The organism is Arthrobacter sp. 05T442 (genome assembly GCF_056395945.1).
The window spans coordinates 48,853-75,745 of the sequence record NZ_JBFTKM010000011.1; the positions used below are offsets into that span (position 1 = coordinate 48,853).

Here is a 26,893-nt window from a genome sequence, read left to right on the forward strand (position 1 = left end):
TGAAATCCTTGGGTCCGCAGCCTTTAACAGATTCCCAGGAAAGTAAGGAAGCAACACATGTCACGTGCAGTAGGTATTGACCTCGGAACCACCAACTCCGTCGTCTCCGTTCTCGAAGGTGGCGAGCCCACCGTCATTGCCAACGCCGAGGGCGGCCGCACCACGCCGTCGGTCGTTGCATTCTCCAAAACCGGCGAGGTCCTGGTCGGCGAGATCGCCAAGCGCCAGGCCGTCAACAACATTGACCGCACCATTGCGTCCGTCAAGCGCCACATGGGCACTGACTGGACCGTGGCCATTGACGAGAAGAAGTACACGGCGCAGGAAATCTCCGCGCGTATCCTCATGAAGCTGAAGAACGACGCGGAGTCCTACCTGGGCGAAAAGGTCACGGACGCCGTGATCACCGTTCCGGCCTACTTCAACGACGCCCAGCGCCAGGCCACCAAGGAGGCCGGCGAAATCGCGGGCCTGAAGGTGCTGCGCATTGTCAACGAGCCCACTGCGGCCGCCCTGGCCTACGGCCTGGACAAGGGCAAGGAAGACGAACTCATCCTCGTCTTCGACCTCGGCGGCGGAACCTTCGACGTCTCCCTCCTGGAGGTAGGCAAAGACGAAGACAACTTCTCCACCATCCAGGTGCGCTCCACCGCCGGTGACAACCGCCTCGGCGGCGACGACTGGGACCAGCGTGTGGTGGACTACCTGCTGAACCAGCTCAAGGTCAAGGGCATTGACCTCTCCAAGGACAAGATCGCACTCCAGCGCCTGCGTGAGGCATCCGAGCAGGCCAAGAAGGAGCTGTCCTCCTCGTCGAGCACGAACGTCTCCCTCCAGTACCTCTCCGTCACCCCCGACGGCCCGGTCCACCTGGACGAGCAGCTGACCCGCGCCAAGTTCCAGGACCTCACCAAGGACCTGCTGGACCGCACCAAGAAGCCGTTCCACGACGTCATCCAGGAAGCCGGCATCAAGCTCTCCGAGATCGACCACATCGTGCTCGTCGGCGGCTCTACCCGCATGCCCGCCGTGTACGACCTCGTCAAGGAACTGGCCGGCGGCAAGGAGCCCAACAAGGGCGTTAACCCGGACGAGGTCGTCGCCGTTGGCGCTGCCCTGCAGGCCGGTGTCCTCAAGGGCGAGCGCAAGGACGTACTGCTGATCGACGTCACCCCGCTGTCGCTGGGCATCGAAACCAAGGGCGGCATCATGACGCACCTGATCGAGCGCAACACCGCCATCCCGACCAAGCGGTCCGAGACCTTCACCACGGCAGATGACAACCAGCCGTCCGTGGCCATCCAGGTCTTCCAGGGCGAGCGCGAGTTCACCCGCGACAACAAGCCGCTCGGCACCTTTGAACTGACCGGCATCGCCCCGGCCCCCCGTGGCGTCCCGCAGGTCGAGGTCACCTTCGACATCGACGCCAACGGCATTGTGCACGTCTCGGCGAAGGACAAGGGCACCGGCAAGGAACAGTCGATGACCATCACCGGCGGCACCGCACTCTCCAAGGATGACATCGACCGCATGGTCCGTGACGCCGAAGAGCACGCGGCAGAGGACAAGGCGCGCCGCGAGGCCACCGACACCCGCAATACGGCCGAGCAGCTCGCCTACTCCGTGGACAAGCTGATCGCCGACAACGCCGACAAGCTGCCTGAAGAGGTCAAGACCGAGGTCCAGGCCGACGTCGACGCCCTGAAGAAGGCGCTCGAAGGCACCGACGACGCCGCCGTGAAGTCCGCGTTCGAGAAGCTGCAGGCTTCCCAGACCAAGCTCGGCGAAGCCATCTACGCCCAGGCCGGTTCCCCGGACGGCGCCACCGGCGCCCAGGGTGCACAGGATGCCCCCGCTGGTGAGCACGCGGAAGGTTCCGACGAGGACATCGTCGACGCCGAGATCGTTGACGAAGACGAGAAGAAGTAGCCATGCCGCATCACGGTAACGAAGAGGAGCACGGTTCGTCCGGGCACCAGGGCGACGCCGCCAACCAGGAGAACGAGCCGCAAAAGCCGGTCATCCACGACAACCGCAAGGTTGATCCGAAGACCGGCCAGGCACGCCACCCTGACCAGGAGCACGCCGAGTCCGGGGACGCACTGTCCCAGGCGGAGGACATCCTCAACAGCGTTGAGGTTCCTGCCGCGGAATCGGTGGCGCAGGGAGTCGACGCGGCAGAGGCCGAGGAACTGAAGAACGATCTCCGACGCCTTCAGGCCGAGTACGTCAACTACCGCAAGCGCGTAGAGCGCGACCGTGCCGTAGCAGGGGAGATGGCCGTCATTGGCGTCCTGAATGCCCTGCTTCCGGTGCTGGACGACGTCGACGCTGCCCGCCAGCACGGGGACCTCGCGGACGGCCCGTTCGCCGCGATCGCCGCCAAGCTGGAGAACGCGCTCAAGACGTACGGCCTGGTACGCATCGATGAGACCGGAGTGGAGTTCGATCCCACGATCCACGAGGCCCTCATCCAGCAGCCCGGCACGGACATCGAAGTCGACACCGTCAGCCAGGTCCTGCGCTCGGGCTACAAGTCCGGGGAGCGGGTGCTCCGCGCGGCACAGGTCATCGTGGCTGTGCCGGCGTAATGTCACCTTCGGCGCTACGCCGGATAGGGGGCGGTGCCCGCTTCGCGGTGCCCTCCACACCGCCGCCCCCTATCCGGCCTCGGCGCCGGCGTGTCGCTCGCCTAAAGTGAGTGGACAAACAGCGCGAAGCAGATGATGGGCCCCGGGAGTGGCATCGGGCCTGCCGGAGCGTGGTGGCTGGTCCGTCAGGACCAAGCCACCACGCGAAGGGGCGGGGGCCCATCATCTGCGAAGCGCACTTTGCACGACTTTTGAAAGGAAACGCCATTGGCTAGCCAGGATTGGGTGGACAAGGACTTTTACAAGATCCTTGGTGTCGCCAAGGACGCTTCCGACGCCGACATCAAGAAGGCCTACCGGAAACTCGCGCGGCAGCACCACCCGGATACCAACGCCGGGGATACCGCTTCGGAGAAGAAGTTCAAGGACATTTCCGAGGCCTATTCCGTGCTCTCGGACGCCGACGAGCGTCAGCAATACGACGCGATCCGGGCCATGGGCGGCGGCGCCCGGTTTGCTCCCGGCGGCGGCGGCGGAACGAGCGGCGGCGCGGGATTTGAGGACCTCTTCGGCGGCCTCTTCACCGGCGGCGGCGGACGCCATTCCGGCAGCTACAGCACAGCCGGCGGCATCCCGCCAGAGTTCGCCGACCTCTTCGGCGGCGGTTTCGGCGGGGGACAGTCCTTCCAGCGTGCCCCACAGAAGGGCGCGGACCGTACCGCGTCCACCACGATTTCCTTCGCCGGCTCGATCCGCGGCACCACGATCGGCCTGCGTGAACCGGACGGCGAGGTCATTGATGTCCGCGTGCCGGCCGGCATCAAGGACGGCCAGAAGGTCCGGGTCCGCGGCAAGGGCCAGTACGGCCCGGCGGGCAACGGCGACCTCATGGTCACGGTGTCCGTGAAGCCGCACGATTTCTACGTCCGCGACGGCGACAACCTCCGGATTCATGTCCCGGTCTCCTTCCCCGAGGCAGCCCTGGGCGCGGACATCGAGGTTCCGACCATCGACGGCGACAAGGTGAAGGTCCGGGTCCCGGCCGGCACACCGTCCGGCCGTACGCTCCGCGTCAAAGGCCGCGGCGTCAAGCACGCCAAGGCCACCGGCGACCTCCTGGTGACGATCGACGTCGCTGTTCCCCGGCGCCTGAACAAGGAAGCGGAGGAGGCCGTGCAGGCCTTCGCCGCGGCCACCGCCGGTGAAGACGTCCGCGCCGAGCTGGCAGCCAAGGCCCGGCTCTAAGTCCGGGGTCCTGCCATGGCCATCGACTTCGATCAGCCGATCTTCGTCATCTCTGTCGCTGCGGAGCTGGCGGACATGCACCCGCAGACGCTGCGCCAGTACGACCGGCTGGGCATCGTCTCGCCCAGCCGCGCCCCCGGCAAGTCCCGGCGGTACTCGCAACGGGATGTGAACATGCTGCGCGAGGTCCAGCGGCTCTCGCAAGCGGGTGTCTCCCTGGAAGGCATCAAGCGGATCCTCCAGCTGGAGAACCAGGTGGCTGCCCTGCAGGGCCGTGTGAGCGAGCTGACCGAGGAACTGGGCCGGCGCCGCGAACCTATGGATGCCAGGATCTTCGCGGCCGGAACGGCCGGCGACGTCGTCAGCCTGGCCCGCGGCAAGCGGCCCCGGGCGAGGTCCCAGGCACTCGTCGTGTGGCGACCCCGCGGGACTGAGTGACGGGGTCCGCGTGCAGCGGGGACCCGTGCGGTTTGTCGTACGCCGTTTGCTTGAGTAATCGTAGGCGGCGGCAGGTAGTCCGGAGTCTGAAACCCGGGTAGCTGCTTCGCGGGACGTCGCGACGGGCTGGCGGGTTGAATGAGGGCTGGATGGCCGCGCACACGCTGGCCAGCGAACAGCCGGAGACGCCGGGGGCACGCATGTTGGAATCATGGAAGACCGTCGGTCCGGGTCTGCGCCCTGGACCGTCCGTGGGCGTGCTATGAGCCAGAGGCTGGAGTCGGCGGTCCTGTTCGCCGGCTCCCTGCCGGGCTCGATCCTGATGGCCTTGGGGCATGCGCTCGTTCTGGTGTGCGTCTGTTCTGACATGGCCAGGGTGCTCTCCGTGCCCCGCTCGCATCGGCGTTACGTGGCCAGCACAATATTCAAGACCCTGGCGTTGCCGTCGATCCTGATCCTCGCGGTCAGTGTGCTGATCAATGCGGCCGCCGGAGCCTGGCAGGACGTGGCCTCGGGCGTCTTCCTGATCGTTGCCGTGACCTTCCGCTGGCGCCAGGGCACCGACGAGGACAACTGGTGGAAGGGCAAAGGCAAGGCTGTGGGCCGCTGGTTCCGCAAGCGGACAGCCTCACGGTCCGTGGGCGGAGTGGCCACCGCCTGACGGCGGGCATCGCGTCTTTCGGATCCCGGCCCACACCTGAGCAATGCAACGCGGGGTCACATTGCGTCCATTCTGGTCTTTTCGGCGCTAAGTGACTCCTCGTTGCTGATTGGCCACTCCTCATCCCTGAGTTCCTGCCGCGCTTGTAGCCCATGTCATACCTGCCGTACAGTTTGGTTTGAGATCCACAATTCTATTATCGAACGTCAAGTTCTATTATCGAACTCACAATGACGGCGACGGACCAACCACCACACAACGAAGTGAGGAATGCCCGTGCAGTTCCACCACCACGGTTACGTCTCCGGTGACCCGCGAATCCGGCCAGCCGCCGGCGTCGGCATCGGTCGGCCCACGCAAGTACCCGACGAGGTCGACGTGCTCATTGTGGGCACCGGGCCTGCAGGGATGCTAACCGCCGCGCAGCTGTCCCAGTTCTCCGGCATCACCACCCGGATCGTGGAGCGCCGCGGCGGCCGGTTGCCCATCGGCCAGGCCGACGGCATCCAGGCCCGGAGTGTCGAGACCTTCCAGGCCTTCGGCTTCGCCGAGCGGATCATCGCCGAGGCGTACCGGATCACTGAGATGGCCTTTTGGAAGCCGGACCCCACCGACCCGGCCAAAATCGTCCGCACCGCCCGCGCCAAGGACGACACGACAGGCATCAGCGAGTTCCCGCACTTGATCGTCAACCAGGCCCGCGTCCTGGACTACTTCGCCGAGTTCATGGCCAACGCGCCCACCCGCATGTCGCCGGACTACGGCCTCGAATTCCTGAGCCTCGAGGTCGAGGACGCGGCGGACTACCCCGTCACCGTCACCCTCCTGCACACCGCCGGCCCCGACGAGGGCCGTGAACGGACAGTCAGGGCGAAATACGTCGTAGGCGCGGACGGCGCCAGGAGCAAGGTCCGGGACTCGATTGGCTGCACCCTGACGGGCGACCAGGCCAACCACGCCTGGGGCGTCATGGACGTCCTCGCCGTCACGGACTTCCCGGACATCCGCACCAAGTGCGCGATCCAGTCCGGCGCCGGCGGCAGCATCCTGCTGATCCCGCGCGAAGGTGGCTACCTCTTCCGCATGTACGTCGACCTCGGCGAAGTAGACCCGGATGACAACGGCGCCGTGCGCAGCACCACGATCGAGCAGATCATCGCCCAGGCCAACGAGATCCTGCACCCCTATACCCTCGATGTCCGCAACGTCGCATGGCACAGTGTGTACGAGGTTGGCCACCGCCTCACCGACCGGTTCGACGACGTCCTGCCGGACCAGCCCGGCACGCGCACGCCGCGCGTGTTCATCACCGGCGACGCATGCCACACGCACAGCGCCAAGGCCGGCCAGGGCATGAATGTCTCCATGCAGGACGGTTTCAACCTGGGCTGGAAGCTCGGGCACGTGCTTGAGGGCCGCAGCCCGGAGAGCCTGCTGTCCACGTATTCGGCCGAACGCCAGGTCATCGCGAAGAACCTCATCGACTTCGACAAGGAATGGTCGACGCTCATGGCGAAGAAGCCCGAGGAGTTCGAAAGCCCCTCCGAGCTTGAGGACTTCTACGTGGGCACCGCCGAGTTCCCCGCCGGGTTCATGACCCAGTACGAACCCTCGCTGCTCATCGCCGCTCCCGCCTACCAGGACCTGGCCACCGGCTTCCTCATCGGCAAGCGCCTCAAGTCCGCGCCCGTTGTACGTGTCTGCGACACCAACCCGATGCACCTCGGCCACCACGCCACTGCGGACGGGCGGTGGCGCATCTATGTCTTCGCCGACGCTGCAGCGCCCCAAACGCAACAGGAGGGAACGGCGTCGCCGGTCGCCGAGTTCGCCGAATGGATCGTGAACGCACCTGACTCGCCCCTCGCTGCAACCCCGGAAGGGGCTGACCTTGACGCGTGGTTCGACGTGAAGGTCATCTACCAGCAGGAACACACTGGCGTCGACATCGGCGCCGTTCCGAAGGTGTTCAAGCCGCGGGTCGGACCATTTCAGCTGACTGACTACGAGAAGGTCTACGCTACCGATCCGGCGGCGGACATCTTCGAGCTTCGCGGCCTCGATCGCGGCGGCGTCGTCGTGGTGGTACGCCCGGACCAGTACGTGGCCAACATTCTGCCGCTGACGGCCACGGCCGAGCTCGGCGCATTCTTCGCACCCCTCCTGCAGGCGGGCAACCACATCCTCGAATTCCAGGATCACGCCGGCTAAGCGAAGACACGGGCGCCTTCCTCGAGGTGTGGTGACGTTCCCGCCCAGTTGCTTCCGGCCGCACTTCGACAGACCCGCGGAATCCCGCGGCTTATGGGGCGCCCGCGTGTTCAGGGGCCCGGTAACTGGGACGGAGCGTCAGCACCCGGGAAGCAGGGACGAACGCGGAAAACCCGGCCGCCGCCCACACCCAGCCTTCTGCCCGATTCCGCTGCGGAAAAAACCCCATGACACGGCAAAGGCAAAGCCCTACGGGAATACCCTCAGCGCTTTGCCTTTTGCGCGTCACTTGGGCAACGCCAAGGGCGTTGAGTCCTTCGACGCCCTCAGTCGTTGAACAGCCCGGCCAGATCGTCCGCCGTGAGCGCACCACCGGAGAGGGCATCGCCTTCCATGACGTCGGCAAAAAGCCGGGATTTCTTAGCCTTGAGCGCCATGACTTTCTCTTCAATGGTGTCCTTGGCCACGAGCCGGTAGACCATTACATTCCTGGCCTGGCCGATCCGGTGCGTCCGGTCCACGGCCTGAGCCTCCGATGCCGGATTCCACCACGGGTCCAGCAGGAACACGTAGTCCGCTTCCGTGAGGTTCAAGCCGAAGCCGCCTGCCTTGAGGCTGATCAGGAACACAGGGGCCGCGCCGTTCTTGAACTCGTTGACGACGTCGGTGCGGTTGCGGGTGCCGCCGTCCAGATAGCAGAACTCGATGTTCTCCTCGACGAGCCGCTCGCGGACCTTGCCCAAGAAGCCGGTGAACTGGCTGAAGATCAGCGCACGGTGGCCCTCCGCCACCAGGTCCTGGAGCTGTTCGAACAGCACATCGAGCTTGCTTGAGCGCACTCCTGACAGCGACGGATCAATCAACGAGGGGTCCAGGCTGAGCTGCCGCAGCAGGGTCAGCGACTGGAAGATGGTGAAACGGTTCTTGTTGACGTCCTCGATCAGGCCGAGGATCTTCTGGCGCTCCCGCTGAAGGTGTGTCTGGTACACCTTCTGGTGGCGCGGGTTCAGCACCACCTCGAGGATCTGTTCCTGCTTCGGGGGCAGATCGTGGATGACCTGCTCCTTGGTGCGACGCATCATCAGCGGACGGACCCGGCGGCGGAGCTTGTCCAGCTGCGCCTTGTCCCCGTTCTTCTCCACCGGCTTCTGGTAGTACTCGGCGAAACGCTTCGGACTGGAAAAGAGGCCCGGCGCAACGATCGAGGTGAGCGCCCAGAACTCCATCAGATTGTTCTCCAGCGGGGTACCGGTGATGGCCAGTTTGAAGGCAGCGGGCAGCTTGCGGGCGCACTGATAGGCCTTGGACTGGTGGTTCTTGACGAACTGGGCTTCGTCCAGGACCAGGCCGGCCCAGTCCCGGGACGCGTAGGCGTCGTAGTCGATCCGGAACAGGGCGTAGGAGGTGATGATGATGTCCGCGCCGGCCATGGCCTCAGCCGGCTTTGAACCACTCTTGGCGAAAGTCTCGCCGATCGCCCGGACCGTCAGGCCCGGTGCGAACCGTGCGGTCTCCGCCTCCCAGTTGCCCACGACACTTGTGGGAGCCACGACCAGGAAGGGGGCGGCGCCCGATGCGGCCCCGGCCCCGGGCTCAGCGGACTCTCCCGCCGTTTCCTTGGCCGCTTCCTTGGCGGCACACATCAGCGCCAGCGCCTGGACCGTCTTGCCGAGGCCCATGTCATCGGCAAGCACGCCGCCCAGCCCGTGGCGGTAGAGGAAGCTCAGCCAGTTGAAGCCTTCCAGCTGGTAGGGCCGCAGGTCGGCGTTCAGCGCTGAGGGCAGCGGCAAGCCCTTTACGCCGCCCTCCAGCAGGCCTCCGACCGCCTCGCGCCAGGCAGCCGCCTGCTCATCCACGATGCCGAGCTGTGCGAGTTCGTCCCAGAGACCGGCCTGGAAGCGGCTGATCTGCAGTGGCGCGTCCTTGTTGTCCTGCAGCGACCTGGCTTCATCAATCAGGGCCCGCAGCTGGTGCAGTTCGGGCAGATCCAGCGAGAAGTGGGCGCCACTCGGCAGGAGCATGCGGGTCTGGCCTGCCGCGAGGGCCGAAAACAGTGCCGCGAAGGAGACCGGCTGGCCTTCCAGGGTGATCACGATGCCAAGATCGAACCAGTCCCGGCTGTCTGTCGCCTTGGTTGAAATCGCCACCACCGGGGCCTCTTCGGCCTCGCGGTAGTCCGCCATTTCGCCGGCAGTGTCCACGGCGAAGCCGGGGAGCTCGCGGAGGCGGGGGAGCACCTCCTCGGTGAAGGCCAGCGTGTCCAGGCCCGTGAGTTCCGCCGTCGCCGTGAGGCGCGGTGTTCCCCAGCCTCCGGTTGCGGATTCACCCAGTGCCGGGACCACGTCCCACGGCTGCCCGACTCCTTCAAGAATACGGGCCTCGGCGGCGTCGTCCCGGTAGCCGTGATCGCCGGGGTGGCGCCACAGGGGCTGGGCTGTGACCAGGTTCCCGGACTTGTAGTGCCATTCCCAGTGCAGCCGGACCCTGTGGTCGGCACCGTAATTGGCGAGCAGGGACAGGGTGGGAACGGCCAGCGTGGGCAACTCCACGGACTCATCGGAGGCCGTGACCCGGGCCGTTTGCTTGAGCTTGGGGTAGAAACCGGTCAGGAAACGGCTTTCGTCCCGGGCCGGAATGTGCAGTGTGGTCCCGGCCGTGACGAAAGTGAGGAGTTCCTCGCTGAGCCCGCTTTCCAGCGGGGCGAGCGTGATCAGGGAATCCGCCGGGGCGACGCCGGGCAGAGCGTCCCCGCCGGAAGTCAGGAAGATCCCGTGGGCGGGGTGGCCGATGGTCCCAACGGACGCCGGATCGACCACGACGCCCTCGACCGTGATGGTCGGCGCGAGCGCCAGGCCGCCGTCGTCTACACCGCCGCCGGCAGACGGTGCGGTTGCCCCGGCCCCGCCGTCAAGTCCCGTCGATGCGCCGAAGCGGGTGAGGTTCAGCCCGACGGCGGCCGCCTGGTCCACGACGCGAACCGGCTCCGTGCCGCGGTTATGGACCAGGGCGACGCCGATCTTCTGCGCCTCGGCCAGCAGGCTCCACAGGTTCTTCCCTGCGTAGGTGTTCAGCCCCAGCCAAGGTGCGGTGCCAGCGTGCCGGCGGTTGGCCACTGCCGTATGGGAAGCCAGGAATTCCTGCATCCACTCGACATGGGCCTCGTTGCATTCGCGGCGGAAGTTCAGGTAGCTCAGGGTGTTCCAGGAGACGTCTCCGCGGATCCATTTGCCCTTGGCCCCCATGATCACGGGCCGCGCCTTGAGCTGGCGCACGCTACGGAGCGGATCGCGGCGGCCGGTGTAGGAGAAATGCGGGGCGGGCTCCTCGACCTCGAACTGGAGTGCCAGCGGGATGCCATTGGTGGACTGGGTGATGCCGGGACGGGCAATCAGCGGGCTGAGCGCCTGCTCCCAGTCCGCCACCTCCAAGGGCGGACTCTGGCGGGACAGCCGCGTGACACCTGCTGGCGCCAGCAGCTGGATCCGGGTTGCGGGGTTGTCTTCTGCCGCGAAAAGGAGGGCGGCCACATGCTTGCAGTCCTTGCGGACGGGGCAGCTGCAGAGGCCCACAGTGCAGCTCCAGCCGCCCGCCTTCCGGACCAGCTTCGCCGTCGTCGAATAGGGCACGTCCGAGCCGCCCCGCACCTTGCCCAGCAGCAGCCCGGTGGCGGCGTCGAAGGAGATCGCGGAAACACGGCTCCCCATGGCGTAGGCAAGTCCGGCCGCAAGGGAGCGGTCGTTGATTGCGGGAGTCTGTATTGCCAGTGCCGCACTCTCGTCCGGATGGGATGGCATGTGCGCGCTACTTTCAGCAGTTGGTCATCTGATCCATCTTAGCGAGCCTGAAGGGGACCCCGAACCTTCACCTGCGCAAGCGCTCCACGTCCGGGCCGCGCTCACCGGGATCTACGAGTGGCCTGGACGCGAGGTCGGCCGAAATCGCCGGAAGGCTTCGGGCTCGCCGTAGGCTTCCGGCGATGTCGCACTCTTCCGGCGACCCGAGTCCGGGCTGGCCGTCTTCAAACGGTCCCTGAATCTTCGCCTGACGTTCAACCGGGGCTCGGCCGACGGCGGCGGGGCCCGCCTACCTTGGAAGGGTCCGGGCTATCAGCCGACTTCAGCAGTAAGGATCTCTCATGACCAACGGTGAGCCCACCAGCCAGTCCGCCAACAGCTACCCCACCGTGCTGACCACGGAGGGCAGGAACGGCGGAAACGAGGACGTTGTCGACGCGAACGTAAACGTCGTCAACACCATGTTTGCGGAACTGCTCGACGCCGGGGAAATCTCCCCGGCTGCGCTGCGCAGCTACTACGTGGACTTCTACCTGACGCAGTCGCTGGGCGGCGGCTTCGCCCAGTACGTATTCACCGCTCCGGAACGCGAAGAGATCGACCCCTTCGTCCGGGAAGGCCTGGAACGCATGGGCGCAACCCGGCACCTGGATCTGTTCAACCGGACTGTGGCCGCCTTCGGCGCCCTTTCCGATACCGACGTCGACTCGTATCTGGACGGCGGCACGGGCTGGAATGCCGCGGGTGATGCTGCTGAGGACGGAACGTCGGAGGCCGTGAAGCGCATGGAAGAGTTGGATGGGGAGTTCGAGTCGCTCCTGGAAACCGAGGACATCCTGGAGCTGAACGCCGCCTGGCTCCGCAGCCAGGACGGTCTGCTGGTCCTCTCCGACGACGAGCTCGATGCCCACATCGCCGGGCGCGTGGCACGGATCCCCAACCTGGCCGAGCGCCAGGCGGCCGCTGCCGAGGAAGCGCTCCTGGACGCCCCGGAATTTGAGCAGATTATTCGTGAGCTGTGCGATGTTGCGGGCCATACCCTGCTGCGGATCTCCATGGGCGATCCCAACTACGAGCACAACGGAGAGACCACCCTGGCCTGGCACTTCGCTACCGACCAGGGGGAATTCCTCATGGTGGAGGATGACGACGAAGCATTTATGCTCGACCCTCGGACCAGGGAGATCCTTGCCGCCCTGGAGTTCGAAGAGGCCGACGCCTAGACGGAAGCCCCCGGCCGGGGATCCCCGGCCGGGGTGAGGCGCGTGGCCGTTAGTAGCCGCCGGCCGCGGAGGTGACCATCGCCCCGGAGGGGGTCACGAGATACCAGACGCCGCCTACGCCCTGGCCCAGGATGTCACCGGGGGCCTGGTCCTTGGCAAAGTAGTACACGCGCATGCCGTTGATGGTCAGCTGCTTCTTGCCGTCCGCTGTTGCGGCGGTTCCCACTGTGCCCATGACGCCGGTGGCCGCGGGAGTGTCGGACGCGGTGGTGACTGCCGGCCAGTTGTTGGCGCACGAGCCGGTGCAGGCGGTGGTCCCGGAATCCTTGGTGTCCTTCGTGAAGACGTAGACGCTCATGCCCTTCATGTCCACGACGATCTGCCCGGCCCTGGACGGGGCCACCATGAGGTCCGCCGCTGCTGCGGCAGGCGCCGACGATGACGCGGCAGGCGCTGGCGATGACGACGCTGCAGGCGCAGGTGCCGTCGTCGCCGCCGTCGACGTTGTTGAACTTGTGGTGGTGCCGGCACAGCCGGAGAGGACTGCCGCGAGGGCAAAGGCGGACAAGCCAATGCTGAGGTGCTTCTTCATCTGCTGCTCCTTGACTCGAGCCAGCCCAACTCGGAGGCCGGCGCTAACCCTTATGACGTCGCCGGGGGACAAATGGTTCAGGGCGGCGCCGTGGACTGCCGCCCTGCTCAATCACTGCTGAATCACGAGCCGTCCCGGACCGCGGGCAGCGCGCCTCCGGCGAGGCTCAACTGTCGGTCCGGGCAGAACCAGGCCTGCCCGCAGGACCGTGAAAGCACGGAAGTCCCCGTCCACGGCGAGGACGTCGGCACGCATTCCCGCCCGCAGGCTCCCGACTTCGTCTTCCAGACCTGGGATCTGTGCCGGCACGCCCGTGGCGGCAGCCGTCGGGCGTCACATCTTGGCGAGCCTGGCCCGCATCGCCATGAAGATGCCGTAGCAGATCAGCCCGACGCCGACGGCTGCCAGCATGTACATGCCCATGGGCTGCTCGCGCAGGGCCCTCAGGCCGCCGTCGAGCCCCGTGGACTCGTCCGGATCTGCCTTCCAGGTGGCGATGACGATCAGCAGCCCCGTCAGGAGCAGGGCGACGCCCTTAGCGGCGTAGCCTGCGATTCCGGTGGCGGTCACCGCGGAGCGGGCGTGGCCGTTGGACGGCATGACCAGGTACTTGATGAAGGACTTCCTGAAGCCGCGGATGGCGTAGACGACACCGGTGAGGGCCACTGCGCCGCCGAGGATGAACAGGAGCAGGATCCCGCCCGGTGCCTGCATGAGTTGCAGGGTGAGGTCGCTTGTGGAGCGGCGGTGGTCCGCCCGGGCGCCGATGGCGACGGACGCCAGCGTGAGTGCGAAGCCGGTGTACACGACGGCTTGGAGGGTGGCCTTGAGCTTCTTGCCGACCTTTTTCTTCGTGGGCAGGTGCTCGAAGTCGAAGATGGCGTCGCTGGCCTGCCAGATGGCCAGTGCGACGCAGGCTGCGAAGGCGCTCCAGAGAAGCACGGGTCCTGCCGGCTGCACGGCGAGCTCCTGGACGGCGCCGCTGACGTCGGCCTGGCCCTGTCCGCCCATGGCCAGGCGGAGGGCGACCAGGCCGATGAGGAAATGCAGGATGCCGCTGACGGCAAATCCCGCCCGCGCCGCCACCTCGAGCGGCTTGGAATTGGTGACGTCCACGGCGACTTCGACGGCGTCTTTTAGTTCTTTTTTGATGGTCGATCCTACTCCGGTCCGTTCCGGGGCCGTGGGTCCGCCCCGGGAATTCCTTTCCCGTTATGGTGCCACGCCGGACCGTCCGGGAACAGCCGCCGCGGGCAGCGCCCCCGGCTTAGCGGCGCCGGTAACTGAGGTCGAAGATGAGCCGGCCGGCCTCGTGTGCCTTGTTCTCGAAGCTGGTCAGGATCCGGCCCTCGAACCTCGGCGCCCAGCCGCCGGTTTCGTCGGTTCCATGGTTGGGTCCGGTGTGTTCGGTGCTCACAGGCGCGCGGCCCTCCTTGACGGGCGCCCCGCCCACGAGGGATTCCACGCCGGATTCCCACACCCGGGTGAGGGGGCTCTCGCCCCGGCTGCGCTCACCCGCATGCAGGTTCTCAAAGGCGGCGGAGCCGGCCAGGACGTCGCGCACGTGAACGGCGTAGTTGGACCAGTCCGTCGCGATCCGCCAGATGCCGCCGGGCTTCAGGGCCCGCGCTGCGAGCTCGGCGAACTCGGGCTGGATGAGGCGGCGCTTGTGGTGACGGGATTTGTGCCACGGATCCGGGAAGAAGACCCACAGCTCAGTGACGGAACCGGCCGGCAGCATCGTGGCGAGCACCTCAGGGGCGTTCGCTTCCACCACTCGGACGTTGCTCAGCTTCCGCCCGTTGATCTTGATCAGGGTGTTGGCGAGACCCGGCGTGTAGACCTCCACGGCGAGGAAGTCCGTGTCCGGGTTCTCCTCCGCGGCATGGCACACGGCGTCGCCGAGGCCGGAGCCGATCTCCACGATCAGCGGAGCTTTCCGGCCGAATTCGGCCTCCGCGTCGAAGACGTAATCCGGGTGTACCGAGGTGTTGGCGATGTGGCGCGGGACTTCGACGGCCCACCGGTCCGAGTGCTCTTCCCACGCGGCCTGGCGGCGGCCCTGCAGCCGGGTTCCGCGGCGCACGAAGCTGACCGGCCGGCCGCCGTAGGTGCCAAAGGAGGCCTGGCTGCCGGGCGTCACGGGGCGTGCGGGCTGCGGAGTCTGCGGGGATTCTGGGGATTCACTCATCCCTTCCAGAATAGAGGAAGTCCCGCACCGGCACGGGCCCGCACGGCCCGGTCGGGGGTCCGCGGGAGCCCGCGGGGCCTGCTCCCGCCCCGGGCTGTTAACACGGGGTGCGGCCGGGGCTCTGCCAGAATGGGTCGGTGACTGTGCCGAAGAGGGTCCCGCAGACCGCTGCCAGCAGCCCCGCCGTCGAGGGCGTGCCTCACGGCCGGCGCGGCACTTTGGTGGACGCCGAGATTGACGACGTTCCGGCATCAGGGTCCACCCGTGTCGGGAGCCGCCGCGCACTGGCCTACCTCGGCGTCTGCCTGGTATTGATCGGGCTGAACCTGCGCACCGTGTTCTCCAGCTTTTCCGCCGTGCTTCCCGAGGTGGCGGCCGACGCCGGGCTGCCGGGCTGGGCGGTGGTGGTTCTCACCACCATGCCGGTGACGTTGCTCGGCGTGTTCGCCCCGGCCGCCCCGGTGCTGGCCCGCCGTTTCGGTGCCGAGCGCGTGCTCCTGGGCGCCATGGCTGTCCTGACCGCCGGGCTGTTGTTGCGCCCCGTGGAAGCGGGCGGGGCCGGCCACCTTCCGGCGCTTCTGGCCGGAACGGCGGCATGCGGAGCCGCGATTTCGCTCTGCAACGTGCTGCTGCCGGGACTTGTGAAGCGCGACTTCCCGGACCGCCTCGGCCTGATGGGCGGGCTCTACACGACGGCGATCTGCGCCTCGGCGGCCCTCGGCGCCGGCTTCACCTACCCGGTGTTCAGGGCGACCGGGGAGTGGTCCGCGGCGCTGTGGTTCTGGGCGCTGCCGGCCGGCGTCGTTCTCCTCCTGTTCCTGCCGCTGGCCGTCCGCCAACGGCACGGCCGCCAGCAGCAGGGCGCCCAAGGGGTCAACGTGTGGCGCTCGGCCATCGCCTGGCAGGTGACCATCTTCATGGTCCTGCAGGCAATGATGTCGTTCAGCGTCTTTGCCTGGCTGGCGCCGATCCTGCGCGAACGCGGGGTGGACGGCGGGACAGCCGGGCTGATCGTCTCGGCCTCGATTGTGCTGCAGATGCTCGGTTCCCTGTTCGCTCCTGCACTGGCTGGCCGCTTCCGCGACCAGCGCGCCATCAATACGGTGGTGGCGCTGATGACCGGCGGAGGGTTCGCGCTGAGCATCTTCGGGCCGCCGGAGCTCATCTGGCTGTGGACCGGGCTGCTGGGCCTCGGCCAGGGCAGCCTGACCGCCGTCGCACTCACCATGATCATGCTCCGCACCCGCGACGGCCATACCGCCGCTCACCTGTCCGGGATGATGCAGGGCGTTGGCTACGGGCTGGGTTCCACCGGAACCCTCCTGGTCGGCCAACTGCACCAGTCCACGGGATCCTTCGTTGCGGCGGGTGTGCTGTTCCTCGCAGTTGGTGCCCTGGCCGCGGTGTTCGGCTACCGCGCCGGCCGAAACGCCTTCATCGGCGGCTGATCCTGGTTGCAGGCGCGGGATCAGCCGCGCAGGTCCTTTCCGTTGGTCTCCGGGATGCTGAAGATGAACGCGATGCTGATGACCAGCAGGACCACGGCGTAGAGGTTGAAGGCCTGCGCCATGCCGACGTCCTTGAGCCATTGCTGCAGGTAGGGCGCGGTGCCGCCGAATGCTGCCACGCAGATCGAGTAGGGGACGCCGACGCCGACCGTCCGGATGCTGGTCGGGAAGAGTTCCGCGAACACGGCCGGCACAATAGCTGCGCTTGCGGCGATGAAGATGAGCATCACGGACATGCTTACCGCCAGCTGCCAGGCGGAGTCCTTCAGCAGCCACGTCATCGGGAAGTGCAGCACGGCCGCCCCGGTGGCGCCGGCCCACAGCACTTTCTTGCGGCCGATCCGGTCCGAAAGCTTGCCCCAGAAGGGCAGGGCGGCAATGAAGACGAGGTTGCCGACCACTCCGGCCCAGAGGGCCTCGCCCCTGTCGATCTTCAGCGCCGTGGTGGCGTAGCTGGGAGCCACAACGCCCCAAATGTAGTAGATGACGGTGAGCCCCACGGTCAGGCCGATCACCTGGAATGCCTGCTTGCGGTGCCGGACGATCTGCGGCCAGATCGGCTCCCGCTTTTCGTCCGCGGGCTCGTTCTCGAACACGGTGCTTTCGTGCAGCCGGGCCCGCATGACCAGCGCATAGAGGCCAAACGCGGCGCCGATCAGGAACGGGACGCGCCAGCCCCAGGCGTTCATCATGTCGGCGCTCAAGCTCATGTTCAGGACCGCGCCGAGTAGGGTGCCGAACAGGATGCCGACCGTACCGGACGTGTAGATCAGGGTGGCCCAGAAGCCGCGGTGCTCCCGCGGCGCGATCTCGGACAGGTAGGTCTGCGACGACGGCAGCTCGCCGCCGTGCGCAAGCCCCTGGACCAGCCGGGCCACCAGCAGCAGCAGGGACGCCCAGACGCCGGCGGCGGCGAACGTCGGTGCGATGCCGATGAGCAGGCTGCCCAGCGAGGCCAATCCGACGGCGAGGGTCATGGACGCCTTCCGGCCGATCCTGTCGCCGATCCAGCCGAACAGGAATCCGCCAAAGGGCCGCGCCACGAAGCCGACGGCGAAGATCGCCAAGGTGGACAGCACGGCCGAGGCGGGATCTGCCTTGCTGAACAGCTGGCTGGCGATGAACGGCGTGAACGTCGCGTAAATCGCCCAGTCGTACCACTCGACGGCGTTGCCGATGCCGGTGCCGACGAGGGTCTTCCGGAGCGTTGCCCGGGCCTCGCGCTGCGGGTTGAGAGTGCTTGTCATGGGTGTCTCCAGAATGATCAGGGGCGGGTGCCGGATGCGGCCGGGGCGGGGGAAGAGGCCAGCGCGGCAATCCGCTGCAGTGCCAGTTCGGCGTAGAGCGCCGCGCCGTCGGCGAGGACGCCGTCGTCGAATGTGGCGTAGGGGGAGTGGTTGAAGGCGGACGTGGCGTGGTCCGCGTCGCGGGGCACGGCGCTCAGCCCGATGAAGGTGGACGGGACTTCCTCCATGACCCGGGAGAAGTCCTCCGAACCGCTGAGCGGGTTGGCGAAGCGGACGTGCCGGTCTTCGCCGAAGAGTTCGTGGATGACCCGCTCGGCCGTGTGCGTCTCGTCCTCGTCGGTGACGCTGAGCGGGTACTCGTCCCGGTAGTCCACGTCGACCTCAAGTCCATGGGCGGCGGCGATGCCCTTGAGCAGCGTAGGGATGGCGGCCAACATTTTCTCCCGGGCCGCCGCCGAGAACGTGCGCACCGTCGCCTCGAAGCGCGCGGTCTCGGGGATGATGTTGCGCTTGGTGCCGGCCTGGAGCACGCCCACGGTCAGGACGACGGGATCGAACATGTTGAACTGGCGCGTGATCATGACCTGAAGCGCGGTGACCATCTCGGCCGCGGCCGTCACCGGGTCCTTGGCGGCATGCGGCGCGGAGCCGTGTCCGCCGGCGCCGAACACGGTGACAAAGAGGCCGTCGGAGGCGCTCATGATCACGCCCGGGCGCGTGCAGAAGCGGCCGTACGGCTCCAGCGACGAAAACACGTGCATGCCGTAGGCGGCGTCCACCCGGCGGCCTGCGGCGTCCAGCACGCCCTCGCGGATCATGTGGCCGGCGCCGTCGAAACCCTCCTCGCCGGGCTGGAACATCAGGACGACGTCGCCCGCGAGTTCGTTCCGCCGCTCGGCCAGGAGCGTTGCGGCACCGGTGAGCATCGCCGTGTGGAGGTCATGGCCGCAGGCGTGCATGGCGCCGTCGATCCGGGACGTGAAATCGGCGCCGGTTTTTTCCTGCACCGGCAGGGCGTCCATGTCCGCCCGAAGCAGCACGGCGGGGCGCCACGCAGCGCTGGTGGATGGCTCCCCGCCGCGCGGCGGTGCCTGCCCGCGGAGGACCGCCGTCACCGACGTCGTGTCCCGGCCAAGGCTGATCTCGTAGGGGAGTCCTTCGAGCGCCTTGAGCACCTTTTCCTGCGTCCGCGGGAGGCTCAGGCCAATCTCCGGCTCGCGGTGCATTTCGTGCCGGAACCGTGTGAGGTCTCCCTGCAACTCCTTGGCGTCTGCGGCGGTCGTCATTCATCCTCCAGGTCTCGGTGGGGCGTTTTACGGGTGCGCCTGTGGATCCAGGCTTTCGTGATGTTCTCCGGCCATTCTGTAGTGGCGAGCCTCACATCGGACGGTGATTGCTGGAATAATGCAGAGTCAGGAGGCAATTCAAAGGATTCGCGCATTCTAGGAAGGCAGGGGATGGAACTCAGCGAGGATGACCTGGCGCTGATCAACGCGCTGCAGATTGCGCCCCGGCTGAGCTGGCACGACGCGTCCGAGGTCCTGGGCGTCCACGCCACCACCCTGGCCGCCCGCTGGGAGCGGCTGCGCGCCGCGGGCGCCTCCTGGGTCACGGCCCATTTGATCGGTGATCCGAAACAGATGTGCCTGGCCATGGTGGATATCGACTGTGAAATGCACCGGCGGGCGCAGGTGACCGCAGCACTCGCCGCACTGCCGGCCGTTGTCACGATCGATGAGGCCGCCAGCAACCGGGACCTGATGCTGACCGTGATCACTCCGTCCTTGGAACAATTCAGTGCCGATGTCGTGGCGCGGTTCAAAGACATCGAAGGGCTGGTGAAATACCAGATTGCCTTGTGCACCCGGCTCCACAGCGGCGGCGGTGCCTGGCGGCTCAACGTCCTGGACCGCAAGCAGCAGTCGGCGCTGGCGGCCCTGGCCGGCCCGGAGGCGACAGGCCTGATGCATGCCGTGCCCGCCGGGCCGCCGTTGCAGGCGAGCCATCTGGCACTCCTTCCGTTCCTTTCCAGGGACGGACGGGCGTCGGCTGCCGAAATGGCGCGGGCGCTGGACCGGCACCCGGCCACCGTGCAGCGGCAACTCAGCCGGGTCCTGGCCAGCGGAATGCTGTCCTTCCGGTGCGAAATTGCGCAGAAGGAGTCCGGGTTCCCCGTCACGTGCCAATGGTTCGCCAACGTTCCTGCAGGCCAGCATGACGCCGCAGCGGCGGCCCTGCGGGGATTCCGGAACATCAGGCTCAGCGCCTCCACCACGGGCCGCACCAACTTCGTCATCATCATGTGGCTGCAGTCCCTCGCCGAGGTCATGAATGCTGAGCTGGCGCTTCGGCAGCGGGTCCCCGGCATCGAACTGGCCGAGAGCGTCATCATGCTCAGCCCGGTCAAGCGCGTGGGCTGGATGTTGAACCCGGACTCAACGGCCACCGGGGCCGTCGTCGTCCCGGCCCATGGACTCGACGTCGCGGTCTAGAGGAGGATGGTGCGCGCCGCCGGGCAGCTGTGGGATGCTTCCCCTCTAGCTTTCAACCAGAACCATGCAACCGAGACCTCAGCGTTGGTTGAGGTCCTGCGGCTGCCTCCATGACTATCGATCAGGCCCCTCCCGTGTCCCGTTCCGCCCCGACCCTGGCCCACGAACCGGCCGGCATCTTCCACCGCAGCTACCTGCTCGTGACGTTCGGCGCCTGCGCGCTGGTGTTCCTGGCAGCGTTTGAGTCTTTGGCGGTGACCACAATCATGCCGCTGGTCAGCCGTGAACTGGGCGGGGCCGGCCTGTATGCGCTGGCCTTCGCCGGCCCGCTCGCCACCGGCGTCATCGGGATGGTGGCCACCGGGAGCTGGTCCGACCGGCGCGGGCCCGTCGCTCCGCTCTACGGATCGGTGGCCATGTTCGCGCTCGGCCTGCTGATCGCCGGAACCGCCGTGGACATGCCCGTTCTCGTGTCCGGGCGGCTCGTGCAGGGACTGGGCGGGGGCGGCATGACGGTGGCGCTCTACGTGGTGATCGCCCGCGTGTACCCGCCGGTGCTTCATGCGAAGATCTTCGCGGCCTTCTCCGCCGCGTGGGTGGTCCCGTCCCTTGTGGGTCCGTTCGCGGCCGGGCTCGTGGCCCAGCTGGCCAGCTGGCACTGGGTCTTCCTGGGGGTGGTGGGGCTGGTGCTGCCGGCCCTGCTCATGATCGCTCCTGCCTTGCGCGGACTGCGGGGCACCGCCGAAGGCGCCCCCGGTGACCCCCACCGGATCGGCCCCCGGAGCGACCCCAACGGCACGGCGGACCCCAGGCAGCCGGAAGCCCCGCGCACGACCTCGGGCTACGCCCGGCTGGCCTGGGCAATGCTTGCGGCGCTCGCCGTGCTGGGACTGAACCTTTCCGCGCAGGTACCCGTGGCCGGGGGCGCCCTGGCGGCGGCCGCCGTCGTCGTGGCGCTCGTAGCGGTCCGTCCCCTGATGCCGCAGGGAACCCTCGCAGCCCGCCGCGGACTCCCGAGCGTCATCCTGACCCGCGGCCTCGCGTCCGCCGCCTTCTTCGGGGCTGAGGTGTACCTGCCCTACCTGCTGGTGGAACGCTATGTCTTCTCGCCCACGTTCGCGGGTCTCACCCTCACCGGCGGCGCGCTCGCGTGGGCGGCGGCGTCGGCCATCCAAGGCAGGCTCGGTGCCCGGTTGGGCCACCGGCGTGCGGTCCGGATCGGTTCGGCGCTCGTGCTCGGCGCCGTCGTCCTGGCACTCGTGACCACGGTGCTGGCGTGGCCGGCCGCCGTCGCGATTACCGGCTGGGTATTTGCGGGCGGCGGCATGGGCTTGATGTATCCGCGCCTGAGCGTCATGACCCTGGCCCTTTCCACCAAGGACACGGAAGGCTTCAACAGCTCGGCGATGTCCATCTCCGATTCCCTGGGCGGCGCACTCGCCCTGGCCGCCACAGGTTTGGTCTTTGCCGCGTTCACGACGACGGTCGCGTCCTTTGCTGGGGTGTTCGCCTTGACGGCGGTGGCAGGCGCTGGCGCCGTCGCGGTTGCCCCGCGCGTCGCCACGCACCCTTAGCCGCGCACCCGCTGCGGCAGCGAAAGGGAGCTCCGGCCGGAAACCGGCCGGAGCTCCTTCGCGGAGTTCCGCCCCGGGCAGGCTGCCCGGGATCACTTCCCGACGTAAGCTCAGCCGGCTACAGGAGCTTCCTCGGCGGAGCGGAGGGCTTTCCATTCCTCAATCCGGGCTTGCTGCAGCGGCGCCTGGCGGTTGAAGTACCAGGCTGCGCCGAGCAGAAGGAACCAAACAGGTGCCACCACGAGAGCCATCCGGGTGTCATCGGCCTGGGCCAGTGCCACGAGCATGAAGCCGAAGAATGCCAGCACCACATAGGGCATGAAGGCGGACCCGGGCATCTTGAACGTTGAGGCGGCGTGCAGGGCCGGGCGGCGCCGGCGGAACACGATATAGCTGACGAGGATCATGGACCAGACGAACATCGTCAGGACGGAGGCCACGGACGTGACGATCGTGAAGGCGCCAATGACGGAATCGCCGGCGTAGAGCAGGACCAACCCGGCCAGCAGGAAAATGCAGGAGAACAGCAGTGCGTTCTGCGGGACCTTGCGGACGCTCAGCCTCCCGAATATCTTCGGCGCATTGCCGTCCTGGGCGAGGCCGTAGACCATCCGGGAGGTGGAGTAGATCCCGGAGTTGGCGCTGGAGGCCGCGGAGGTCAGGACCACAAGGTTGACGACTACCGCGGCGATGCCCAGCCCGGCCAAGGTAAACATGCCGATGAACGGGCTGCTGGCCGGATCGATGCTGCGCCAGGGGTTGACGGCCATGATGACCACAAGGGCGCCCACGTAGAACAGCAGCACCCGGATCGGGATGGAGTTGATGGCCCGCGGGAGGTTCTTTTCCGGGTTCTTGGTTTCCGCGGCTGCGGTGCCCACGAGTTCGATGCCCGCGAAGGCGAAAATGGCGATCTGGAAGCCGAGGATGAAGCCGAATACGCCGTGCGGGAACATCCCGCCGTCGTTCCACATATTGGCCAGGTTCGCCACGGCGCCGCTGGGCGACGTGAAATGCGTGGCGATCATGACAACGCCGGTCGCTATCAGCGCGATGATCGCGACCACCTTGATGATGGCGAACCAGAATTCCGTTTCACCGAAGGCTTTGACGCCGGGCAGGTTCAGCAGGATCAGGACCAGAGGGGTGATCAGGGCCGGGATCCAGAGCGGGGTGCCCGGCGCGAGCTTGTCGACGTAACCGGCGATAGCCACGATGTCGGCCACTCCGGTGACCACCCAGAAGAACCAGTAGGACCAGCCGGTGAAAAAGCTTGCCCACGGACCGAGAAGGTCACCGGCAAAGTCGCTGAACGACTTGTAGTTCAGGTTGGAGAGCAGGATCTCGCCCATGGCCCGCATGACGAAGAACAACATGGAACCGATGATCATGTAGACGAAAATCACGGACGGTCCGGCGAGGGAGATGGTCTTGCCGGACCCCATGAACAGGCCGGTGCCGATCGCGCCGCCGATGGCGAGCAGCTGGATGTGGCGGTTCCCCAGGGCGCGGGCGAGATGTGGTTCCTGGCCCGGGCTGCCTGCGGAGGGCTTTGTTGCGATCTTCGGGACAGCCGTGGTGGTGCGTTCTGACATGTGGCTTCTTCCTTGTTGCAGGCGGGGGCGATGCGCCGTGGAACTTCGGAATCGCGGCCCGCACTGATCCAGTCTTGGCGTGACGGAGGTAACACTTTGTCGTGTGCATCAAGCCTAGGGGCCTTATTCCGCCCGACGCGCCCCCGGGCAGGTCCGGCCGGCCGCTTCCGCGGGGCAAATCCGCCGCTGTGCCGCCGGAGACGCACCGCCCCTTGCGGGATGCTGAGGGGATCCCGTTCGTTGGCTTGTCGGCAATATGAGACGCGGATCACATGGGCGGGGCGTGGCGACCGGGCCCTGGTAGGCGCTGGAGGCACGGGGGAGCCCGTGTCGACAACTGTCGATGATCGTAGCCTCAGTTGTCGTCCGGTGTCCCATGTCATATTTTGGCTCTCAGCACACCCGATCCGGCGTCAGCGGGCGGCCAGGCGGGTAGCCCGCAATACGGCGTCGGTGAGGGCCGCCGCCTCGCCGTCGGGTCCGAAGGCGCTGCGGTGCCGGGTGTCGACGACGTCCAGGCGCCACTCGGGCGCCTCGATCCCGAGTTCACGGGCGAGCTGTTCCGCGGTGAAGTACTTCTCCGCCGTGTTGTGCGTTCCCCACGGCGGCAAGCCGTCGGGGTGGTGGCCCACGATGAGCAGGGTCCCGCCCGTCCGCACGGCTGCCGCGGCGAGCTGGAGGGCCTGCTGCCACGGCATCCGGGTGGAATGCAGGAACTGGGCGGTGACCAGGTCGAACTGCCGCTCCGGTACCCAGCTGGCAAGGTCCTGCTGTACCCACTCGATGTTTGCGTCCTGCCCCGCCTCCCGCGCGTGGGCTGCCGCCCGTTCAAGGGCGACGGCGGAGACGTCCAGCGCCGTCACGGCCCACCGGCGGCTGGCGAGCCAGATGGCGTCGGCACCCTCGCCGCAGCCCAGGTCAAGGGCGCTGCCCGGACGCAGATCGGAGGCCTCTGCGATCAGCTGCGGATTGGGCTGCCCGCTCCACACCGTGGCGCGGCTCCGGTACTTCTCGTCCCACATGTCCGCCGCGGTGCCGGACTCGCCAATGTGGCCGCCGCCGTGGTGGCCGCCGAAGTCCCCTCGGCCGTGCGCCTGCCCGCGGACCGGGAGGGGCGGCGCACAGGCCGGGGTCGTGCGCAGGGGATCCCGGCCCCGGGAAGCGGGCGGGGAGGCCGCCGGATGATAGACTGGTGAAACTTGATGTGCAGTGATGCCCACTTTGGTCTTGACGGACAGGGTCCTGATTGACCGGAACCGGTTCATCAACCGGTTCCCCGGCCGAATTCTTCACCGAAGCCGTTCGCCGGGAGTGGGTTTTTTCATGTGAGAGGCACATCCTGCGTCGATGAACGCGTTCTATTTGGTCCCGGCCGCCACTGCCGCAAGGTTGGTAGCGGCCCGGTTGATCACCTGACTTTTCTTCGGCGAACCCTTGGGCCAACCGGCACCGGGGGCCGATATCCGCACGGATACCGCCTGAAAGACCTCGAAACATATGACTACTTTTGCTGCCCTCGGCACGCCCAAGACCCTCGCTGACACCTTGACCGCCCAGGGGATCGTGGAACCGTTCCCCATCCAGGTCAAGACCCTCCCCGACACCCTGGCCGGACGCGACGTCCTGGGCCGCGGCCGGACCGGCTCCGGCAAGACCATCGCCTTCGCCATCCCGCTTGTAGCACGACTCGCTGAGCGGGAGGCCAAGCACTTCCGCAAGCCGGGCCGCCCCATGGGACTGGTCCTCGCACCGACCCGCGAACTGGCCACCCAGATCAACGCCACCATCGAGCCGATGGCCAAGGCCATGGGCCTGAACACCACCGTGATTTACGGCGGCATCTCCCAGGCCCGCCAGGAAAAGGCCCTGCGCGCCGGCGTCGACATCGTCATCGCCTGCCCGGGACGCCTCGAGGACCTGATCCGCCAGCGCATCCTGACCCTTGAGGGTGTCGAGATCACCGTCCTCGACGAGGCCGACCACATGGCCGACCTCGGTTTCCTCCCGGTGGTCAAGAAGCTCATGGACATGACCCCCAGCCAGGGCCAGCGACTCCTCTTCTCCGCCACCCTGGACAATGGCGTGGACAAGATCGTCCAGCGTTACCTGTCCAACCCGCTCACCCACGCTGTGGATGAATCACAGGCTGCGGTGACCACCATGGAACACCACGTGCTGGTCGTCAGCGACCAGACCGTCAAGAAGCAGCTGATCGTCGAGCTCGCCTCGGGTGCCGGCCGCCGGGTGCTCTTCATGCGCACCAAGCACCACGCACGCAAGCTGGCCAAGACCCTGACCGACGCCGGCATCCCAGCCGTCGATCTTCACGGCAACCTGTCGCAGAACGCCCGTGACCGCAACCTGGCCGAGTTCTCCTCCGGCGAGGTCCGCGTCCTGGTCGCCACCGACGTGGCCGCCCGCGGCGTCCATGTCGACGACGTCGAACTCGTCATCCACGTGGATCCGCCCACGGAGCACAAGGCCTACCTGCACCGTTCCGGCCGCACGGCCCGCGCCGGCTCCGACGGCACTGTCGTCACGCTGACGCTTCCCGAGCAGCAGTCGGACGTCAAGAAGCTCATGAAAGCTGCCGGCGTCGAGGTCAACTTCGAGCGAGTCACAGCCAACTCGCCGCTCGTGGCTGAACTTGTGGGCGAGATGGCCGACAAGATCGATCCCCGCACCCGCGCTGCACTGCTTGCTGCAAAGTCCAACCAGGGCGGCGGCACCTCCACGGGCGCCAATGCCGAGCGCAAGCGCGCCCGCCGTTCCACCCAGGCTGCACCCACCGCGGGTGGCCGGGGCGGTCGCGGCGGACGCGGACGCGTCGGAACCGAAGCTCCCCGCACCGACCTTCCCCGTGCAGAGCGCCGTGCCGTGGCCTACGAAGGCCAGGCCGCGGCGCGCAACGCCGCTGAGCGTGTAGCGGAAAAGAACGAGGACCGGATGGACGCCGAGCGCGCTGCACGACGCAACGCCCGAGGCCGGTCCACTGCATACGCACACCACAACGATGTTCCGGCTTCAGGCGGCCGCGCATCCGCCGGCCGGGGTTCTGACGGCCGGGCAGCCGAGGGCCGCAGCGATGCCCGCGGCGCTTCGGCACCCCGCTCGGGCGCACCCCGCAGCGGCGCACCCCGCTCGGGCGCACCCCGCAACGGCGGCGCGCCCCGCACCGGGGCTTCGGCTGGCGGCCAGCGCGGCGGACGTCCGGCAACGGGCCAGCGTGCAGCTGCCGGCGCCAAGTCCGGCGCAAACCCGGCTGTGTGGTCCTCCAACACTGACGGAACCTCGGGCGGATCTTACGCAGGTGGCGGCAACGGCCGCTCCGGTGAAGGCCGTCCGGCGCGCAGCGGACCCCGCCGTGCGTCCGCTCCGGCATCAAACGAACGCCGCAGCCGCTAACAATGCCGCTTAACCACCGTCGAGTGCTCCGCAACTGCCCTTTGGAAGGTTCATAACGGCAGTTGGGCCCACGCCGGCAGGGTTCCCTGGCCGAGCTTGCGAGGCGAAGGGGCCGGTGGGGAGCAC

19 protein-coding genes are annotated in these 26,893 nt (G+C 67.4%); 11 read left to right on the plus strand and 8 right to left on the minus strand.

Annotated features, from left to right (window positions below):
* Positions 1-57: 57 nt before the first annotated feature.
* The 6 genes from dnaK to AC1DES_RS12125 all read left to right on the plus strand — a co-directional run bounded on the left by dnaK (position 58) and on the right by AC1DES_RS12125 (position 7,146).
* Positions 58-1,929 carry a molecular chaperone DnaK gene (gene dnaK / locus AC1DES_RS12100; RefSeq protein ID WP_476895945.1) on the plus strand — a complete coding sequence of 624 codons (1,872 nt, stop codon included), beginning with the start codon at positions 58-60 and terminating at the stop codon, positions 1,927-1,929.
* Positions 1,930-1,931: 2 nt separating this feature from the next.
* On the plus strand, positions 1,932-2,591 hold the full coding sequence (locus AC1DES_RS12105; RefSeq protein WP_476895946.1) for a nucleotide exchange factor GrpE: 660 nt from the start codon (positions 1,932-1,934) through the stop codon (positions 2,589-2,591).
* A gap of 267 nt (positions 2,592-2,858) precedes the next feature.
* Entirely contained in the window at positions 2,859-3,836 is a 978-nt protein-coding gene (locus AC1DES_RS12110) for a DnaJ C-terminal domain-containing protein (RefSeq protein WP_476895947.1), read from the plus strand.
* A gap of 15 nt (positions 3,837-3,851) precedes the next feature.
* Positions 3,852-4,274, plus strand: a complete 423-nt coding sequence (locus AC1DES_RS12115; protein ID WP_476895948.1) for a heat shock protein transcriptional repressor HspR — start codon at positions 3,852-3,854, stop codon at positions 4,272-4,274.
* A 262-nt stretch (positions 4,275-4,536) separates the two neighbouring features.
* On the plus strand, positions 4,537-4,935 hold the full coding sequence (locus AC1DES_RS12120; RefSeq protein ID WP_476895949.1) for a hypothetical protein: 399 nt from the start codon (positions 4,537-4,539) through the stop codon (positions 4,933-4,935).
* A 276-nt stretch (positions 4,936-5,211) separates the two neighbouring features.
* Positions 5,212-7,146: an FAD-binding monooxygenase gene (locus tag AC1DES_RS12125; protein WP_476895950.1), complete on the plus strand. Its 1,935-nt coding sequence runs from the start codon at positions 5,212-5,214 to the stop codon at positions 7,144-7,146.
* 326 nt (positions 7,147-7,472) lie between these two features.
* Here AC1DES_RS12125 and AC1DES_RS12130 read toward each other — a convergent pair whose 3' ends face one another.
* Positions 7,473-10,940: a DEAD/DEAH box helicase gene (locus AC1DES_RS12130; protein ID WP_476895951.1), complete on the minus strand. Its 3,468-nt coding sequence runs from the start codon at positions 10,938-10,940 to the stop codon at positions 7,473-7,475.
* A 341-nt stretch (positions 10,941-11,281) separates the two neighbouring features.
* Here AC1DES_RS12130 and AC1DES_RS12135 point away from each other — a divergent pair, with 341 nt between their 5' ends.
* Positions 11,282-12,163 carry a DMP19 family protein gene (locus AC1DES_RS12135; protein ID WP_476895952.1) on the plus strand — a complete coding sequence of 294 codons (882 nt, stop codon included), beginning with the start codon at positions 11,282-11,284 and terminating at the stop codon, positions 12,161-12,163.
* A gap of 49 nt (positions 12,164-12,212) precedes the next feature.
* Here AC1DES_RS12135 and AC1DES_RS12140 read toward each other — a convergent pair whose 3' ends face one another.
* The 3 genes from AC1DES_RS12140 to trmB all read right to left on the minus strand — a co-directional run bounded on the left by AC1DES_RS12140 (position 12,213) and on the right by trmB (position 14,946).
* On the minus strand, positions 12,213-12,755 hold the full coding sequence (locus AC1DES_RS12140; protein WP_476895953.1) for a COG4315 family predicted lipoprotein: 543 nt from the start codon (positions 12,753-12,755) through the stop codon (positions 12,213-12,215).
* Between the two features lie 333 nt (positions 12,756-13,088).
* The gene (locus tag AC1DES_RS12145) at positions 13,089-13,871 is read right to left on the minus strand and encodes a DUF1206 domain-containing protein (RefSeq protein ID WP_476895954.1); all 783 of its coding nucleotides are present in this window, start codon (positions 13,869-13,871) and stop codon (positions 13,089-13,091) included.
* 151 nt (positions 13,872-14,022) lie between these two features.
* Positions 14,023-14,946, minus strand: a complete 924-nt coding sequence (gene trmB / locus AC1DES_RS12150; RefSeq protein ID WP_476895955.1) for a tRNA (guanosine(46)-N7)-methyltransferase TrmB — start codon at positions 14,944-14,946, stop codon at positions 14,023-14,025.
* A gap of 194 nt (positions 14,947-15,140) precedes the next feature.
* Here trmB and AC1DES_RS12155 point away from each other — a divergent pair, with 194 nt between their 5' ends.
* The gene (locus tag AC1DES_RS12155; RefSeq protein ID WP_476896023.1) at positions 15,141-16,394 is read left to right on the plus strand and encodes an MFS transporter; all 1,254 of its coding nucleotides are present in this window, start codon (positions 15,141-15,143) and stop codon (positions 16,392-16,394) included.
* 20 nt (positions 16,395-16,414) lie between these two features.
* Here AC1DES_RS12155 and AC1DES_RS12160 read toward each other — a convergent pair whose 3' ends face one another.
* Positions 16,415-17,701, minus strand: coding sequence for an MFS transporter (locus AC1DES_RS12160; RefSeq protein WP_476895956.1), 1,287 nt, complete (start codon positions 17,699-17,701; stop codon positions 16,415-16,417).
* A 17-nt stretch (positions 17,702-17,718) separates the two neighbouring features.
* Positions 17,719-18,987: a M20 metallopeptidase family protein gene (locus AC1DES_RS12165; RefSeq protein WP_476895957.1), complete on the minus strand. Its 1,269-nt coding sequence runs from the start codon at positions 18,985-18,987 to the stop codon at positions 17,719-17,721.
* Positions 18,988-19,158: 171 nt separating this feature from the next.
* Between AC1DES_RS12165 and AC1DES_RS12170 the strand changes: the two genes are divergently transcribed.
* Complete coding sequence (locus AC1DES_RS12170) at positions 19,159-20,193, plus strand: AsnC family transcriptional regulator (protein ID WP_476895958.1); 1,035 nt, start codon at positions 19,159-19,161, stop codon at positions 20,191-20,193.
* A gap of 110 nt (positions 20,194-20,303) precedes the next feature.
* Complete coding sequence (locus AC1DES_RS12175) at positions 20,304-21,767, plus strand: MFS transporter (protein ID WP_476895959.1); 1,464 nt, start codon at positions 20,304-20,306, stop codon at positions 21,765-21,767.
* 110 nt (positions 21,768-21,877) lie between these two features.
* On the opposite strand, the gene AC1DES_RS12180 is transcribed toward AC1DES_RS12175, so the two are convergent.
* Positions 21,878-23,362, minus strand: coding sequence for an amino acid permease (locus AC1DES_RS12180; RefSeq protein WP_476895960.1), 1,485 nt, complete (start codon positions 23,360-23,362; stop codon positions 21,878-21,880).
* Between the two features lie 413 nt (positions 23,363-23,775).
* A complete protein-coding gene (locus AC1DES_RS12185; RefSeq protein ID WP_476895961.1) occupies positions 23,776-24,627 on the minus strand; it encodes an SAM-dependent methyltransferase in 852 nt (283 codons plus the stop codon).
* A gap of 232 nt (positions 24,628-24,859) precedes the next feature.
* Between AC1DES_RS12185 and AC1DES_RS12190 the strand changes: the two genes are divergently transcribed.
* Complete coding sequence (locus AC1DES_RS12190) at positions 24,860-26,767, plus strand: DEAD/DEAH box helicase (protein WP_476895962.1); 1,908 nt, start codon at positions 24,860-24,862, stop codon at positions 26,765-26,767.
* Positions 26,768-26,893 lie beyond the last annotated feature (126 nt).

Excerpts from the sequence above, each read along its gene's own strand:
- trmB (WP_476895955.1), bottom strand. The coding sequence starts at position 14,946 with ATGAGTGAATCCCCAGAATCCCCGCAGACTCCGCAGCCCGCACGCCCC.
- AC1DES_RS12120 (WP_476895949.1), top strand. The coding sequence starts at position 4,537 with ATGAGCCAGAGGCTGGAGTCGGCGGTCCTGTTCGCCGGCTCCCTGCCG.
- AC1DES_RS12115 (WP_476895948.1), top strand. The coding sequence starts at position 3,852 with ATGGCCATCGACTTCGATCAGCCGATCTTCGTCATCTCTGTCGCTGCG.
- dnaK (WP_476895945.1), top strand. The coding sequence starts at position 58 with ATGTCACGTGCAGTAGGTATTGACCTCGGAACCACCAACTCCGTCGTC.
- AC1DES_RS12170 (WP_476895958.1), top strand. The coding sequence starts at position 19,159 with ATGGAACTCAGCGAGGATGACCTGGCGCTGATCAACGCGCTGCAGATT.
- AC1DES_RS12185 (WP_476895961.1), bottom strand. The coding sequence starts at position 24,627 with ATGAACCGGTTCCGGTCAATCAGGACCCTGTCCGTCAAGACCAAAGTG.
- AC1DES_RS12165 (WP_476895957.1), bottom strand. The coding sequence starts at position 18,987 with ATGACGACCGCCGCAGACGCCAAGGAGTTGCAGGGAGACCTCACACGG.
- AC1DES_RS12180 (WP_476895960.1), bottom strand. The coding sequence starts at position 23,362 with ATGTCAGAACGCACCACCACGGCTGTCCCGAAGATCGCAACAAAGCCC.
- AC1DES_RS12140 (WP_476895953.1), bottom strand. The coding sequence starts at position 12,755 with ATGAAGAAGCACCTCAGCATTGGCTTGTCCGCCTTTGCCCTCGCGGCA.
- AC1DES_RS12130 (WP_476895951.1), bottom strand. The coding sequence starts at position 10,940 with ATGCCATCCCATCCGGACGAGAGTGCGGCACTGGCAATACAGACTCCC.
- AC1DES_RS12135 (WP_476895952.1), top strand. The coding sequence starts at position 11,282 with ATGACCAACGGTGAGCCCACCAGCCAGTCCGCCAACAGCTACCCCACC.
- AC1DES_RS12105 (WP_476895946.1), top strand. The coding sequence starts at position 1,932 with ATGCCGCATCACGGTAACGAAGAGGAGCACGGTTCGTCCGGGCACCAG.
- AC1DES_RS12175 (WP_476895959.1), top strand. The coding sequence starts at position 20,304 with ATGACTATCGATCAGGCCCCTCCCGTGTCCCGTTCCGCCCCGACCCTG.
- AC1DES_RS12160 (WP_476895956.1), bottom strand. The coding sequence starts at position 17,701 with ATGACAAGCACTCTCAACCCGCAGCGCGAGGCCCGGGCAACGCTCCGG.
- AC1DES_RS12190 (WP_476895962.1), top strand. The coding sequence starts at position 24,860 with ATGACTACTTTTGCTGCCCTCGGCACGCCCAAGACCCTCGCTGACACC.